Here is a 14,521-nt window from a genome sequence, read left to right as displayed (position 1 = left end):
CCGGTACGCCGAACGGGAGAGCAGTGTCGACGATGGACGACGAGAACGCCGGGGCGCAGGTCCGCAAAGTGGTCGTGCACCGGCGGGTGCCCGTGCAGCGCCGCCCCCGCTCGGCCCGCGCGCAGCGGGCGATGACCGGTCTGCGGCGCACCTTCACCCAGACCGATTTTCCGCCCGCTTTCGCCCGGCCCGACCGGCTGGTCCGCACCTGGGGCGGCTCGCTGGCCCCGTGGCGGCTGGTCGCGGTCGGCGTGATCATCATCCTGGTGCTGGCGTTCTCCTGGGTGCGGCTCTTCCACATCGGTCCGCCCTCGATCGAGGACCTGCGCCGCACCGCCGGCGTCGACGAGTGGCAGACGCTGCCCATCGCGGTCAAGGACGATCAGCCCGGCATCGCCGAGCGGAACCCCGTGGACGGCGTCTGGCGCGGCTTCGACATCGACATCGCGTACATGATCGCCGAGGACCTGGGTTTCCGCCGCGACGAGGTGCGCTTCTACGGCATCGAGAGCGAGGACCGGGCCCGGATGGAGGCCACCGACCTGGACGGCAAGCCGGTGCCGGTCAAGATGGTGATCGCCAGCTACAGCATCACCGAGGAGCGTGAGCGCGAGCCCAACGTCATGTTCACGCAGTCGTACCTGCACACCGAGCAGTCGGTGATCACCCTCAAAGGTCATGACCCGGTCGCCAGCCTGGAAGAGTTCAAGGACAAGGACGTCTGCTCGCTGTCCAGCTCCACCAGCGCGAAGACCGCCGACGAGTCCGATGCCAGGATCACGCGGCGGAACCGGATCTCCGAGTGCTTCCGACTGCTGGACATCGAGAAGGTCGACGCGGTCACCACCGACGCGGCCATCCTCGGCGGGTTCAAGGCCCGCTACCCGGACAAGTACGACCACTGGGACCTGGGCCTGGACAAGACCGAGGCGTGGGGCGTCAGCGTCGGTGCCAACGCGGCCCTGCGTGACCTCGTCAACATCACGCTCTACCGGTCCTTCAAAGACCCGAAGGACGCGCGCTGGGAGCAGGCGTACCAGAACAACATCCTGCCCGAGACGGCCCCCAACAAAGCGGCCGACGATCAGCTCGTGCCGCTGTCCCGGCCCGGGCAGCCCGTTACCGCCCGGCCCCGGGTCCGCGAGCTGCCCTGGGAGGAGGTGGTCCCGTGACCGTGACGCCGATCGTCCGTCCGGTCCGCCGGGTGCGCCGCAACCAGCTCAACTGGGTGCTCACCGCGCTGCCCGCGTTCCCGCTGGTGCTGCTCGTGCTCCGGCTCTGGTACCTGAGCCGGCAGGACCTGCCGACGATGCTGCTGCTGGTGCAGTACATCAGCCCGCTCGGCATGATCAGCGCGCTGATCATCACGCTGATCTGGACCGTCCCGGCGGTCGTGCTGGTGCTGCGGGCCCTCGGCGGCCTGCTGCTGATCAGCTCACCGGACCAGGAGGAGGCCGCCCGGCGTTCGCTGCTGGCGCTCACCGCCCTGCGCATGCCGGACTGGGTGGTGGCGGTCGCGGTGGCGCTCGCCGGCTTCACCTGGCAGCTGCGCCTGCTGCCCACCCTGCTCATGCTGGTGGCCGTCATCCTGGCGCTGACCGCGGTGCAGCGCTACCCCGGCGAGCGCCGGATGCTGACCGTGGTCACCCTGGTGATCCCGATCGTGCTCGGCCTGCTGATCCTGCTCTGGGTCCGGCCGGGCATCCGGATGTCGCTGGCCGCCGGCGAGTACGGCACGGCCGCGCTGCTGATCGCCCCGTCGCTGCTCGGCTGGCTGCTCACCGGGCCGCTCCCGCCCCGCGCCGCCCGGCTCGCCACGCACTGGCCGGCCGTGGGCGCGATGATCGTCGCCCCGTTCGTGGTCGGCGTGGTCTTCCTGCGCGCGCCGGTGTTGCCCAACAGCGCCGTGGAGATCGGGGCCGAGGGCGCCGCCGTCGAGGTCGTCCGCGGCCAGCTGATCACCGTCGACGACACCGCCACCACGATCCTGCGGCGCGGCGGCGAGGTGCTGTTCATCCCCAACGCCGACGTGCGGTCCAAGACCCTGTGCCCGGAGCCCATCCGGACCCAGAACAGCCGGATCACGGTACGCGGCTGGCCGATCGACGAGTCCGCGCTCGAATGGGTCGCACCCACCCGGCCGGTCACCGACGTCGACCCGCGCTGCCTCGGCCGCCCGCTGCGACCGCGATGACCTCGGGATTTGCACGGGTACGCACGGCTTGTCGCGACGCGCCGCCGACCACGTGCAGACAGGTTGGACCGGACCTGGCAGGCTGCACGCCATGACCTTGCACCTGCGGTGGGCGGCCGTCACCGATAGAGGCCACGTCCGGAGCAACAACCAGGACGCTTACTACGCCGGTGACCGGCTCCTCGTCGTCGCGGACGGGATGGGCGGCATGGCCGCCGGCGACGTCGCGAGCCGCCTCGCCGTCGAGGCGATGACCTCCCTCGACGTGCCGATCGACAACGACAGCCAGATGGACGCGCTGCACAAGGCGCTCGAGGTGGCCAACGGCCGGATCGCCGAGACCGTCGCCACCGACGCCGCCCTGCAGGGGATGGGCACCACGCTGACCGCCGTGATCTTCTCCGGCGACCGGGCCGCCCTCGCCCACGTCGGCGACTCCCGGGCCTACCTGCTGCGCGACGGCCGGCTCAACCAGCTCACCAAGGACGACACGTACGTGCAGATGCTGGTCGACCAGGGCCTGATCCGGCCGGAGGAGGCGGGCAGCCACCCGCGCCGCGCGGTCGTCACCCAGGCGCTGCAGGGCGAGCCGGTCAGCCCGTCGTACGTGATCGTCGAGCCCGAGCCGGGCGACCGCTGGCTGCTGTGCAGCGACGGCCTCACCACCGTGGTCTCGGCCGAGCGGATCGAGGCCGAGATGCTCGCCTGCGACGCCCCGCAGAGCTGCGCCGAACGGCTGCTCGATCTTGCACTGCAGGGCGGCGGCCCGGACAACATCACGGTGATCGTCGCCGATCTGGTCGCCGTCGACTGAGCGGCATGATCCCGGGGCACCGCGGGCTTCCCGCAACGGCCCGGGGCTGCGGTACCTTACTCCGGTCGCGGGACGGCCAGCCGCGGCTCTGCTGCGGGTGGTGATGACGACGGGACGGCTGTCGGCACAGTCAGCCGTGACGCTGGCGCTCGTCGCCGCCGTCACGGCGATCGGCGCGTACGCCGTGCCCGCCGGAGCCGGCCAGCGACTCTTCACCGACGCCGCCCAGTGCGCGGCGGGGGTGCTCGCCGCCGTGGTCTGCTTCGCCGCCGGGCGGGACAGGTCCGGTCACCGGCGCCGCTGGCGGATCCTGCTCGGCACCGGCCTCGCCGGCTTCGCGGCCGTCCGCCTCTGGTGGACCGTCAGCGACGTGCTCGAGCCGACCCGGGCCGTCGCGGCCGACGTCACCGACATCGGCGTCCTGCTCCTGCCGGTCTTCACGGTCCTGGCCCTGGTCGCCGGCTCGATGGCCCTGCCCCGGCCGGTGCAGGCGTCACTGCGCCGGGACCGGATCGTGCTGGTCATCGACAGCGTCCTGATCGCCGGCTCGCTGCTCGCCCTGGTCTGGTCGGCGGTGCCCCGGCGGATCTTCCACGAGGTGGGGGAGAACCCGTGGGTGGTGGGCTTCGCGGCGGCGTACCCGGTCGCGGACCTGCTGATCGCGGTCATGGTCATGCTGCTGCTGGCCACCCGGCCGGCCTCCCGGGCGGCGCGGGTGCCGCTGCGGCTCACCGCGCTGGCCATGCTGGCCCTGGGCGTCTCCGACACGCTGCGGCTGCTCCAGCTCAGCAGCGGCGTGCTCACCCCGGTCGAGTCGGCCGGCTACCTGCTCGGGCCGGCGCTGCTCGCCCTCGCGGCGATCAGCAACCCCGGGCTGGCCGACCCGAGCCTCGACGAACAGGCCGAGGCGGAATGGCTGCACCTGCTGCTGCCGTACGTGCCGGTCGTCGCCACCGGCGTGGTCATCGCGGTGCGCACCGGGACCGGCGGGCAGCTCACCTCGTACGAGGCGTACCTCGGCTGGCTCGGCCTGGGGCTGGTGGTGGCCCGGCAGATGTTCACCATCGTCGACAACACGGTGCTGCTCGCCCGCGTCTCCGAAGGCCAGCAACGACTGCACCACCAGGCGTACCACGACTCGCTGACCGGCCTGGCCAACCGGGCGCTGTTCCGCGAACGGCTGGTGCTGGCCCTGGACGCGTACCGGCACCGCGGCGTACCGGTGGCGCTGCTCTTCGCCGACCTGGACGATTTCAAGCTCATCAACGACAGCTTCGGCCACGCCATGGGCGACCGGCTGCTGCGCGCGATCGGCGACCGGCTGGTCGCCGCGGTCGGCCCCGGAGCCCTGGTGGCCCGCCTCGGCGGCGACGAGTTCGCGGTGCTGCTCGACCACCGCGCCGCCGACGCCGAACCGGCCGGCCACCGCATCCTGGCGGCCCTGCGCGAACCGTTCGTCATCGACGGCCACACGGTCGGCATCAGCGCCAGCCTGGGCCTGGTCGTGCCCGAGCCGGGCGACCCGGAGCTCTCCGCGGACACGCTGCTGCGCCGCGCGGACGCGGCGATGTACGTCAGCAAACGCCGCGGCAAGAACGCCCTCGCCCGCTACTCCGGCGGCGCGGACGGCGGACCGAACGCGGACCTGCCGCACCTGCTGGCCCGGGCTCTGTCCGGCGCCCCGGCGGCGGCCGGCTTCGAGGTCTACTACCAGCCGATCGTCCGGCTCAGCGACGGCGCGATCGTCGCGGTGGAAGCGCTGGCCCGCTGGACCGACCCGGTGGCCGGACCGGTCGACCCGGACGTGTTCGTGACGGTCGCGGAACGCACCGGGCTGGTCGCGGCGATCGACGACTTCGTGCTGGACCGGGCCTGCGCGGACGCGGCGGGGCTGGCCAACACGTACGGCCGGCCGATCGACGTGCACGTCAACGTCTCGGCGGCCCGGCTGGGGCAGCACGGGCTGGAGGAGGCGGTCGCCCAGGCGCTGGAACGGCACAACGTGCGGCCGTCCCGGCTGGTCGTGGAGATCACCGAGACCCGCCGCATCCCGGACATGCCCCGCGCGATCGAGGTCGCGGAGCGGCTGCGCCGGCGCGGCGTACGGGTGGCCCTGGACGACTTCGGCAGCGGGTACAACGCGCTGGCCCAGTTGCACTCACTGCCGGTGGACATCGTGAAGCTCGACTCGACCCTGACCGATGTGGACGTGTCGCCGGAGCGGGCCGGGGCTCTGTGCCGTTCTGTGCTGGCTATCTGCGCTGAGCTGGGGATCGCTGTGGTGGCCGAGGGGATCGAGACGCCTGCTCGGGCTCATGCCCTTGCTGCTCTCGGGTGTCATCTCGGGCAGGGTTATCTGTTCGGTCAGCCCGGGCCTGTTCACCTGCTCACCGCGACCATTCCGGCCCAGCCCTCCCCGCATTCCTCACCTCACCTGGCGTCCTAGCGGGTCCGGGGGTTCAGGCGGCGGGTCGGTGGGGCTGTTGTCGGGTCTTCCGGCCAGGGGTGGCGGGGGTAGCGGCCGCGGAGTTCTGCTCTTACCTGGGGGTAGCCCGTTGACCAGAAGGACGCGAGGTCTCGGGTTACGGCTACCGGGCGGCCGGCTGGGGAGAGCAGATGCAGCAGGATCGGGATGCGGCCGTCGGCCAGGCGGGGGGCTTCCCGCCAGCCGAATGCTTCCTGGACCTTTACCGCCAGGACCGGGGCTGCTGGGTCTGTGTAGTCGATTCTGACGTTTGAGCCGCTCGGGACCGGGAGTCGTTCCGGGGCTATGTCGTCCAGGCGGCCTGCTATCGACCAGGGGAGGAGGCGGCGGAGGGCTCCGGCTGTGTCGATCTTGGCCAGGTCGGCGCGGCGGCGGGATTGGCCCAGGGGGAGCCAGTCCTCCAGGTTCTTCAGCAGGGATTCGTCGTCGACGGCGGGCCACGGTGGGCCGAGGGCGGTGTGGGCGAAGGCCAGGCGGTCGCGGAGCTCTTTGGCTGCTCGGGACCAGGTGAGCAGGGTGAGGCCTTCGCGGCGGAGGCCGTCGAGGAGGGCGGCCTGCAGGCGGGCCGGATCTGGCTTGTCGATGCGGCGTTCGACCAGGGTTATCGCGCCCAGGCGTTCGGTGCGGCGGGCCACCACGTCGCCGTTCAGCCAGCCGATTTCTGTGCCGGATTCCAGCAGGGTTGAGGCCGCCTCGCGGGCTGTTGCTTCGTCGAGGGGGGCGGCGCTGTGGATGCGGGCGGTGCGGGCGCCCGGGGCCCGGTCCGCGTCGGCGATGGCCAGCCAGGTTGTGCCGGTCAGGCTGCTGCCGGCGGTGAGGTCGGCGGCGGTTCCGCCGGCCATCAGGTACGCGCGGCCGCCGGGCTCGCGGACTTTGGCCACCCGTTCCGGGTACGCCAGGCCGACGATCAGTCCCGCAGCCAGGTCATCCGGTAGCCACTCCCGGCCGCCGTCCCCGTGGGTGGTTTCCGGCGAGGGGATTGCCGAGGTCAGGCGGCGGACCTCGGTGCGCCAGGCCGGGTCTCGATCGGTGCGGGCTCGGCGCCAGGCTGCTGCCAGGTCGTCGGCTGTCCGGTCGGCGTCCAGGAGGGCGACCACTTCGGCGGCTCGGCGGGGGCCGATGGTGGTGGCGCCGTCCAGGAGGGCCCGGGCCAGGCGGGGGTGCAGGCCCGCGTCGGCCAGGGTTCGGCCTCGGGGGGTGATCCGGCCGTCGGCGTCGGTGGCGCCCAGGGCTTGCAGGGTGGCCGTGGCCACCTGCATCGCGCCGGTGGGTGGGGGGTCCGGGAGGTTCAGGCCGGTGCCGTCGGGGTGGCCCCATTCGGCCAGGTTCAGGGCGAATCCGGTCAGGTCGGCGGCGGCGATCTCCGGTTCCGGCTGGGCCGGCAGGCGGTCGTGCTGGGCCTGGGACCAGCATCGGTAGACCCGGCCGGGAGCCTCGCGGCCGGCCCGGCCGGCCCGCTGGGTCGCCGACGCGCGCGAGACCGGCACCGTGACCAGGGCGCCCAGGCCGCGGCTGTGGTCCATCCGGGGGACGCGGCTCAGGCCGGCGTCGACCACCGCGCGTACGCCGGGAACCGTCAGGCTGCTCTCCGCGACCGCGGTGGCCAGCACGACCCGGCGTACGGGGCTGGGGCGCAACGCGGCGTCCTGAGTGGAGCCGGACTGCCGGCCGTGCAGGGGGACGATGTCGGCGTCGATGCCGCGGAGTCTGGTCGCCACCGTCTCGATCTCGCGGGCGCCCGGCAGGAACGCCAGTACGTCGCCGTCGCCCTCGGCCAGGGCGCGGCGGATCGTCGTGGCCACGTGGTCGAGGAGCTTCGGGTCCACGCGCAGGCCGTGCGGCGGGGTGATCGGTTGCGGTGGCGGCGACCAGTGCACCTCGACGGGGTACAGCGCGGCCTCGGCCCGCACGACGGGTGCGTCGCCCAGTACCTCGGCCAGGCGCTGCGACTCGGCGGTCGCCGATGTGGCCAGGACGTGCAGGTCGGGGCGCAGGGCCGCGCGGACCTCGATGAGGAAGGCCAGCGCCAGGTCCGAGTCCAGGTGGCGTTCGTGGCACTCGTCGAGGATCACCACCGCCGTGCCGGCCAGTTCCGGGTCGCGGTGCAGACGGCGTACCAGGACACCGGTGGTCACGACCTCGACCCGGGTCCGGGCCGAGACCCGCCGGTCACCGCGCACCGTGTAACCCACCCGCTCGCCCACCTGCTCGCCGAGCAGGGCCGCCATCCGGCGGGCCGCGGCGCGGGCCGCGACCCGGCGGGGCTCGGCCACCACCACCTTGGCAGTGGGTGCGGCGCCGGCCAGGGCCAGCGGGACCAGCGTCGTCTTGCCCGTGCCCGGGGGCGCGACCAGCACTGCGGCGCCCGCCGCGGCCAGGGCGGCGGTGACCTCCGGGAGGACCGCGCGGATGGGCAGGTCGGGCAGGGCTTCCGCGGCGATCAGCACCGGACCAGTCTCGCGCACGGCCGCGGGAACGCCCCGGGCGCGGGGATACTGGTGCAAGATCGGGGTGTCCTGCTTGACTGTCCGTCGGCACAACAGGGGGTGAACGGATGGACCGGGTCGAGGCGTTCAACTCCCTGCCCGCCGGCAAGCTCGAGGCGGAGCTGCTCGCCGTGTGCGCCGCTCCCGCGTGGGGCCGGGCGGTCGCGGCGCTGCGGCCGTACCCGTCGAAGGAAGCGGTCATGGCCGCGGCCGATGCGGCCGCACGCAGCCTGAGCTGGCCCGAGGTCCTGCAGGGGCTGTCGGCGCATCCGCGGATCGGCGAGCGGGCGCAGGGCGACTCGAAGGAGGCCGCGTGGTCGCGGCGGGAGCAGTCGACGGCCGCGGGCAGCGGCGACGACGAGACCAGGGTCGCGCTGACCGCGGCGAACCACGCCTACGAGGACAAGTTCGGGCACGTGTTCCTGATCTTTGCCAGCGGGCGGACCCAGGAGGAGATCCTGGCGGCGGCACGCGAGCGGATCGGCAACGACGAGGCGACCGAGCGGGCCGTCGTCACCGACGAGCTGCGCAAGATCGCCCTGCTGCGACTGGAGAGGCTGCTCGATGCCCTCGACTGATGGCACGGCGGCGACGTCGCACGCCAGGATCTCCACCCACATCCTGGACACGGTCACCGGCGATCCGGCCCGCGACGTGTACGTGCGCCTCGAGCGCCGCGACTCCGACGGCTGGAAGCTGATCGCCGAGGGCCGCACCGACGACGACGGCCGGCTGCGTCACCGGGTCCCGCTGCACGACTGGCAGGCCGGCGGCTACCGGCTGGTGTTCTACGTGGAGCCGTACCTCGGTGGTCAGGCCTTCTTCCCGGAGATCACCGTCGCCTTCCACGTGCACGACCCGGACCGGCACTACCACGTGCCGCTGCTGCTGAGCCGCTACGGCTACACCACCTACCGAGGGAGCTGACCCGTGGCGATCGTGTTGGGCCGCAACCGGTACGGCAAGGCGGAGACCCGCCTGGTGCACGTGCGCCGCGGCGGTGACCGCCATGACCTGGTGGATCTCAACGTGAGCGTCGCGCTCTCCGGCGACCTCGCGGCGACGCACCTGAGCGGCGACAACGCCGGGGTGCTGCCCACCGACACGATGAAGAACACGGTGTACGCGTTCGCCCGCGAGCACGGCGTCGGCGCCCCCGAGGCGTTCGGCCTGCTGCTGGCCCGGCACTTCGTGACCACGCAGCCGCAGGTCTCCGCGGCCAAGGTGACGCTGGAGGCGTACGGCTGGGAGCGCCTCGGCCCGCACTCGTTCCGCCGCTCGGGCGACCACGTCCGCACCGCCGTGGTGACCGTCGCGGAGCAGGGCACGCAGGTGGTCTCCGGCCTCAAGGACCTGGTCCTGCTGAACACGACCGACTCGGAGTTCCACGGGTATCCCCGCGACAAGTACACGACGCTGCCGGAGACGACCGACCGCATCCTGGCCACGGCGGTCGACGCCCGCTGGCGGCACCGCGACGACGCCGCCGACTGGGACGACTCGTTCGCCGGGGCGACGCAGGCGCTGGTCGAGGCGTTCGTGGACACCTACAGCTACTCGTTGCAGCAGACCCTGTACGCGATGGGGCAGCGGGCGCTGGAGAGCCGGCCGGAGATCGCCGAGATCCGGCTCGCCCTGCCCAACAAGCATCACTACCTGATGGACCTGTCGCCGTTCGGGCTGGACAACCCGCAGGAGGTCTTCCAGGCCGGCGACCGCCCGTACGGTCTCATCGAGGGCACCGTCACCCGCGACGACGTGTCCCCGGCCAGTGCGGAGTGGTACCTGTGATCGTGATCGAGAACGTCACCGTCGCGACGGTCGACGCGCAGGGCACCGAGCACACCGACGGCCACGTGGTGGTCGGCGACGACGGCCGGATCGCCGCGGTCGGCGCGGGTGGCCCGGGTGCCGTGGCCGGCTCGCCGCGCCGGGTCGACGGCACCGGCTGCCTGCTCACTCCCGGCCTGGTGAACACCCACCACCACCTCTACCAGTGGGTCACCCGGGGCCTGGCCCAGGATGACAACCTGTTCGGCTGGCTCACCACGCTCTACCCGATCTGGGGCCGCATCGACGCCGAGGCGGTCGGTGCCGCCGCGGGCGCGGGCCTGGGCTGGCTGGCCCTTTCGGGCTGCACGACCAGCATGGATCACCACTACGTCTTCCCGCACGACGGCGGCGACGTGCTGGCCGCCGAGATCGAGGCCGCCCGGCAGATCGGGCTGCGGTTCCACCCGACCCGCGGCTCGATGGACCTGGGCCGTTCCTCGGGCGGGCTGCCGCCGGACAACGTGGTCGAGGAGACGGACGCGGCGCTGGCGGCCACCGAGGCGGCGATCGACCGGTGGCACGACCCGTCGCCCGGGTCGATGCTGCGGATCGGCGTCTCGCCCTGCTCGCCGTTCTCCGTGACCCGTGAGCTGATGAGCGAGGCCGCCGCGCTGGCCCGGCGTAAGGGCGTCCGGCTGCACACCCACCTCGCCGAGACCGACGACGAGGAGCAGTTCTGCCGTTCCCGGTTCGGCTGCTCCCCGGTGGAGTACGCGGAACAGCTCGGCTGGCTCGGCGAGGACGTGTGGCTGGCGCACGGCGTACACCTGGACGACGCGGCCGTGGCCAAGCTCGGCGCGACCGGCACCGGGGTCGCGCACTGCCCCAGCTCCAACGCCCGCCTCGGGGCCGGCCTGGCCCGGGTCCGGGACCTGCTCGACGCCGGCGCCCCGGTGGGCCTCGGCGTGGACGGCTCAGCCTCGCAGGAGGCGGCGCACCTGGGTGAGGAGCTGCGCCAGGCGCTGTACGTCGCCCGGCTGCGCGGCGGCCCGACCTCGCTGTCGGCCCGCGAGTCGCTGCGGCTCGGCACGATGGGCGGCGCCCGCTGTCTCGGCCGGGCCGACGACCTCGGTTCCATCGAGGTGGGTAAGCTCGCGGACCTGGTGCTCTGGCGCCTGGACGGGCTCGGCCACGACGGCATCGACGACAAGGTCGCGGCGCTGGTCCTCGGTCCCGCCGCGCCGGTGGAGCTGGCCCTGGTCGGCGGCCGCCCGGTGGTGGAGAGCGGCCGGCTGGTCAACGCCGACGCCCGCGCGCTCACGCTGCGCGCTCGCCGGGCCCACCGTCGGCTGCTCGACGGATTTTAGGAAAACTTAAGGAAGCCGCCTCGATTAATTGTTATCGGGAAGCGAGACCGCCGCGACCTGCGGGCCATTGTCGGGCAATTTTCAAATCTTCTTTCGCGCCTTGATACAAGCCTCCTGAGCTGTGCATACTCCCTGGCGAATAGCTTTCACCGCCCCGGTACGGCCGCAGCGAAGGAATGGTTATGCGAACAACTGGAGCCCATGTCGCGCCCGGCGAGGTCGCCAAGCGGCGCCGGCGCACCACCCGCGTCGCCCTGGCCGCCGCGGTCGCCGCCGCGCTGGGCGGTAGTGGTATCTACATCGCCAACGCGAGCGCCGCCGAGACCGTGGTGCCGGGCCGGGTGCAGGCCGAGGCGTACGCCGCCCAGTCCGGCGCGCAGGTCGAGGGCACCGGCGACGCCGACGGCGGGAAGAACGTCGGCTGGCTCGCCGCCGGGGACTGGCTGCGCTACGACAACGTCTCGGTGACCGGCGCCGGCCTTTCCGCCCGGATCGCCTCGGACAACGCCACGGGCGGGTCGATCGAGCTGCACCTGGGCTCGCAGACCGGCGCGCTGCTGGCGACGTTCCCGGTCGCCCGGACCGGTGGCTGGCAGAAGTGGTCGACGGTCACTGCGACGGCGAAGTCCGTACCCACGGGGCAGCAGACCGTTTTCGCCGTGCTCAAGAGCGCGCAGGCCGGTGACTTCGTGAACGTCAACTGGTTCACGTTCGGAGCGGCTGCGCCCGCCACGCCGACGTCCTCCGCACCCGCACCCTCCGCACCCACCACCTCTGCCCCGGGCGGGACGCCCTCCGGTGACGGCTGGGTGACCATGGACCAGGCCAAGTGGAAGGCGCAGCTGGCCGCGTTCGAGGCGATGAAGCCCAAGGCCGTGCCGGCCGGCAACGTACGGGTGCCCGAGTTCAACGCCTCCTGCACGGTCAGCCACTCCAAGCCCGACGACCCGATCGTCTTCCCGGGCATGTCCGGTGCCTCGCACATGCACACGTTCCTGGGCAACAACAGCACCGACGCGAACACCACGACCATGACGCTGCTGGCCAACGCCGGGTCGAGCTGCAAGCCCGGCGAGGACCGTTCCGCGTACTGGGTGCCCGAGCTGCAGGAGAACGGCAAGGCCGTCAACCCGCACGGTGTCACCGTCTACTACGGCTCGCGCCTCAAGGACCCCACCAGGACCGTGCCCTTCCCGCAGGGCTTCCGCATGATCGTCGGCGACGCCAAGCGGCAGGTGGCCACCCCGCAGGGCGCTCCCGGCCAGTTCTGGTGCGCCGGGGCCGGCGGCGAGGTCGGCCGCAGCGCGGACGGCAACTGGCCGGTCTGCGCCAAGACCGCCGAGCTGACCTTCCAGCTCACCTTCCCGGACTGCTGGGACGGCGTGCACCTGGACAGCCCGGACCACAAGTCGCACGTCGGCGGGACCGGCCCGGACGGCACCTGCGCGAGCGGCAAGTTCCCGGTGGCGATCCCGTCGCTGTCCTTCGTGATCGGCTACCCGACCTCGGGCAGCACGGCCGGTTTCAAGCTGTCGTCGGGCAACGCCTCCTCGATGCACGGCGACGCGTTCTTCGCCTGGGAGGACGAGGCGCTCGGCAGCCGGGTCAAGAACTGCATCGTCCAGAAAGCCAAGTGCGACTCGTTCGGCAACTTCTAGGTCGGCACCACCGGGTGCCCCCCCATCCCCAGGGGCGCCCTCATCCCCAGATAGAGAAAAGCAGTGGCCCCCGTTTCCCCGCGGGGGCCACTGCCATGTCCGGACCGAGTTCCGTGCGGCCGGCGCGCAGACCGATACGGTACGAGGAGAGGCGTGCGTTCCGAGCCAGCCATCGCAGTGAGGGGAGTCGCCGACCGTGACCGAGATTCTGTCCGACGAGGCCGTGGCGTTCGTAGCTGACCTGAACCGGCGGTTCCGCCCGCGGCGCAACGAGTTGCTGGCCGCCCGCGCGGCCCGGCGCGCCGAGATCGCCGCCGGTGGCAGCCTCGGGTTCCTGGCCGAGACGGCCGACGTGCGCGCGGGCGACTGGCAGGTGCCGGCCGCACCGGCCGACCTCACCGACCGGCGGGTCGAGATCACCGGGCCGACCGAGCGCAAGATGACCATCAACGCCCTCAACTCCGGCGCCAAGGTGTGGCTGGCCGACCTGGAGGACGCCAACACCCCGCACTGGTCGAACGTGGTCGACGGCCAGCAGAACCTGCACGACGCGATCCGGCGCACGATCCGGCTGGAGACCGACAAGAAGACTTACGAGCTGGGCGACGGGCCGTACCCGACCATCGTGATGCGGCCGCGCGGCTGGCACCTGGACGAGCGGCACCTGCCGGTGGACGGGGAGCCGGCCGTCGGCGCGCTGGTCGACTTCGGGCTCTACTTCTTCCACAACGCCGCCGAGCTGCTCAGCCGGGGCAGCGGGCCGTACTTCTACCTGCCCAAGATGGAGTCGCACAAAGAGGCGGCGCTCTGGAACGACGTGTTCACCTACGCCCAGGAGGCGCTGGGCATCCCGGTCGGCACCATCCGGGCCACCGTGCTGATCGAGACCATTCCGGCCGCGTTCGAGATGGACGAGATCCTGTACGCGCTGCGCCCGCACATCTCGGGGCTCAATGCGGGCCGCTGGGACTATCTGTTCAGCATCATCAAGTACTTCCGGGACAACCCGGCGATGGTGTTGCCCGACCGGGCCGCGGTGACCATGACCGCGCCGTTCATGCGGGCGTACACGGAGCTTCTGGTCTCGACCTGTCACCGGCGCGGGGCCTTCGCGATGGGCGGCATGGCCGCCTTCATCCCCAGCCGCCGCGACCCGGCGGTCAACGAGGTCGCCCTGGCCAAGGTCCGCGAGGACAAGGAACGCGAGGCCGCCGACGGCTTCGACGGTTCCTGGGTGGCCCACCCCGACCTGGTGCCGGTCTGCCAGGAGATCTTCGACCGGGTGCTCGGCGACCGGCCCAACCAGCTCGACCGCCGGCGTGACGACGTCAGCGTCGAGGCGGCGCAGCTGCTCGACGTGGCGGCCACCGGCGGTGCGGTGACGGAAGCGGGCCTGCGCGGCAACGTCTCGGTCGCCCTGCAGTACCTGGAGGCCTGGCTGCGCGGCAACGGCGCGGTCGCGATCAACAACCTGATGGAGGACGCGGCCACCGCGGAGATCTCCCGCTCCCAGGTCTGGCAGTGGATCCACAACGGGGTACGCCTGGACGACGGCACCACGATCACGGCCGACCTGGTCGGGCGGATCGAGGACGAGGAGCTCGCCAAGATCCGCGCGGCGCTGGGCGACCAGGCCTGGGCGGGCAGCCGCTTCGACGACGCGCGCAAGCTCTTCGAGCGGGTGGCCCTCGCCGACGACTTCGCGGACTTCCTGACGACGGCCGCCTACGACTCGATCGACTGA

The 14,521-nt window shown here is 72.4% G+C and carries 11 protein-coding genes; 10 read left to right on the top strand and 1 reads right to left on the bottom strand.

Annotation, left to right across the window (positions count from 1 at the left end):
• Positions 1-32 precede the first annotated feature (32 nt).
• From ACZ6S4_RS36675 to ACZ6S4_RS36660, 4 genes are all read left to right on the top strand, one after another.
• Positions 33-1,172, top strand: a complete 1,140-nt coding sequence (locus tag ACZ6S4_RS36675) for a transporter substrate-binding domain-containing protein (RefSeq protein ID WP_465479305.1) — start codon at positions 33-35, stop codon at positions 1,170-1,172.
• Positions 1,169-2,194 carry a hypothetical protein gene (locus ACZ6S4_RS36670; protein ID WP_465479304.1) on the top strand — a complete coding sequence of 342 codons (1,026 nt, stop codon included), beginning with the start codon at positions 1,169-1,171 and terminating at the stop codon, positions 2,192-2,194. The genes ACZ6S4_RS36675 and ACZ6S4_RS36670 overlap by 4 nt, the downstream gene beginning before the upstream one ends.
• A 91-nt stretch (positions 2,195-2,285) precedes the next feature.
• On the top strand, positions 2,286-3,008 hold the full coding sequence (locus ACZ6S4_RS36665; protein WP_465479303.1) for a PP2C family protein-serine/threonine phosphatase: 723 nt from the start codon (positions 2,286-2,288) through the stop codon (positions 3,006-3,008).
• Between the two features lie 136 nt (positions 3,009-3,144).
• On the top strand, positions 3,145-5,454 hold the full coding sequence (locus tag ACZ6S4_RS36660; protein WP_465479302.1) for a putative bifunctional diguanylate cyclase/phosphodiesterase: 2,310 nt from the start codon (positions 3,145-3,147) through the stop codon (positions 5,452-5,454).
• Here the strand turns inward: ACZ6S4_RS36660 and hrpB are convergent.
• Positions 5,451-7,934 (bottom strand): ATP-dependent helicase HrpB, encoded by a 2,484-nt coding sequence (gene hrpB / locus ACZ6S4_RS36655; protein ID WP_465479366.1) that lies wholly within the window; start codon positions 7,932-7,934, stop codon positions 5,451-5,453. The two genes, ACZ6S4_RS36660 and hrpB, sit on opposite strands and share 4 nt — an antisense overlap.
• 113 nt (positions 7,935-8,047) lie before the next feature.
• On the opposite strand from hrpB, the gene uraD reads away from it, so the two are divergent.
• From uraD to aceB, 6 genes are all read left to right on the top strand, one after another.
• Positions 8,048-8,557: a 2-oxo-4-hydroxy-4-carboxy-5-ureidoimidazoline decarboxylase gene (gene uraD / locus ACZ6S4_RS36650; protein ID WP_465479301.1), complete on the top strand. Its 510-nt coding sequence runs from the start codon at positions 8,048-8,050 to the stop codon at positions 8,555-8,557.
• Positions 8,544-8,906: a hydroxyisourate hydrolase gene (gene uraH, locus ACZ6S4_RS36645; protein WP_451915079.1), complete on the top strand. Its 363-nt coding sequence runs from the start codon at positions 8,544-8,546 to the stop codon at positions 8,904-8,906. Before uraD ends, uraH begins: the two co-directional genes overlap by 14 nt.
• A gap of 3 nt (positions 8,907-8,909) precedes the next feature.
• Positions 8,910-9,770 carry a factor-independent urate hydroxylase gene (gene pucL / locus ACZ6S4_RS36640; protein ID WP_465479300.1) on the top strand — a complete coding sequence of 287 codons (861 nt, stop codon included), beginning with the start codon at positions 8,910-8,912 and terminating at the stop codon, positions 9,768-9,770.
• Positions 9,767-11,119 (top strand): 8-oxoguanine deaminase, encoded by a 1,353-nt coding sequence (locus tag ACZ6S4_RS36635; protein WP_465479299.1) that lies wholly within the window; start codon positions 9,767-9,769, stop codon positions 11,117-11,119. The genes pucL and ACZ6S4_RS36635 overlap by 4 nt, the downstream gene beginning before the upstream one ends.
• 182 nt (positions 11,120-11,301) lie before the next feature.
• Positions 11,302-12,777 carry a DUF1996 domain-containing protein gene (locus ACZ6S4_RS36630; RefSeq protein ID WP_465479298.1) on the top strand — a complete coding sequence of 492 codons (1,476 nt, stop codon included), beginning with the start codon at positions 11,302-11,304 and terminating at the stop codon, positions 12,775-12,777.
• A gap of 196 nt (positions 12,778-12,973) precedes the next feature.
• The gene (gene aceB / locus ACZ6S4_RS36625) at positions 12,974-14,521 is read left to right on the top strand and encodes a malate synthase A (protein WP_465479297.1); all 1,548 of its coding nucleotides are present in this window, start codon (positions 12,974-12,976) and stop codon (positions 14,519-14,521) included.

Source organism: Actinoplanes sp. NPDC051405, assembly GCF_055586185.1.
This window is presented reverse-complemented; position numbering and strand designations above follow the sequence as displayed.

Excerpts from the sequence above, each read along its gene's own strand:
- ACZ6S4_RS36630 (WP_465479298.1), top strand. The coding sequence starts at position 11,302 with ATGCGAACAACTGGAGCCCATGTCGCGCCCGGCGAGGTCGCCAAGCGG.
- ACZ6S4_RS36665 (WP_465479303.1), top strand. The coding sequence starts at position 2,286 with ATGACCTTGCACCTGCGGTGGGCGGCCGTCACCGATAGAGGCCACGTC.
- ACZ6S4_RS36675 (WP_465479305.1), top strand. The coding sequence starts at position 33 with ATGGACGACGAGAACGCCGGGGCGCAGGTCCGCAAAGTGGTCGTGCAC.
- uraD (WP_465479301.1), top strand. The coding sequence starts at position 8,048 with ATGGACCGGGTCGAGGCGTTCAACTCCCTGCCCGCCGGCAAGCTCGAG.
- uraH (WP_451915079.1), top strand. The coding sequence starts at position 8,544 with ATGCCCTCGACTGATGGCACGGCGGCGACGTCGCACGCCAGGATCTCC.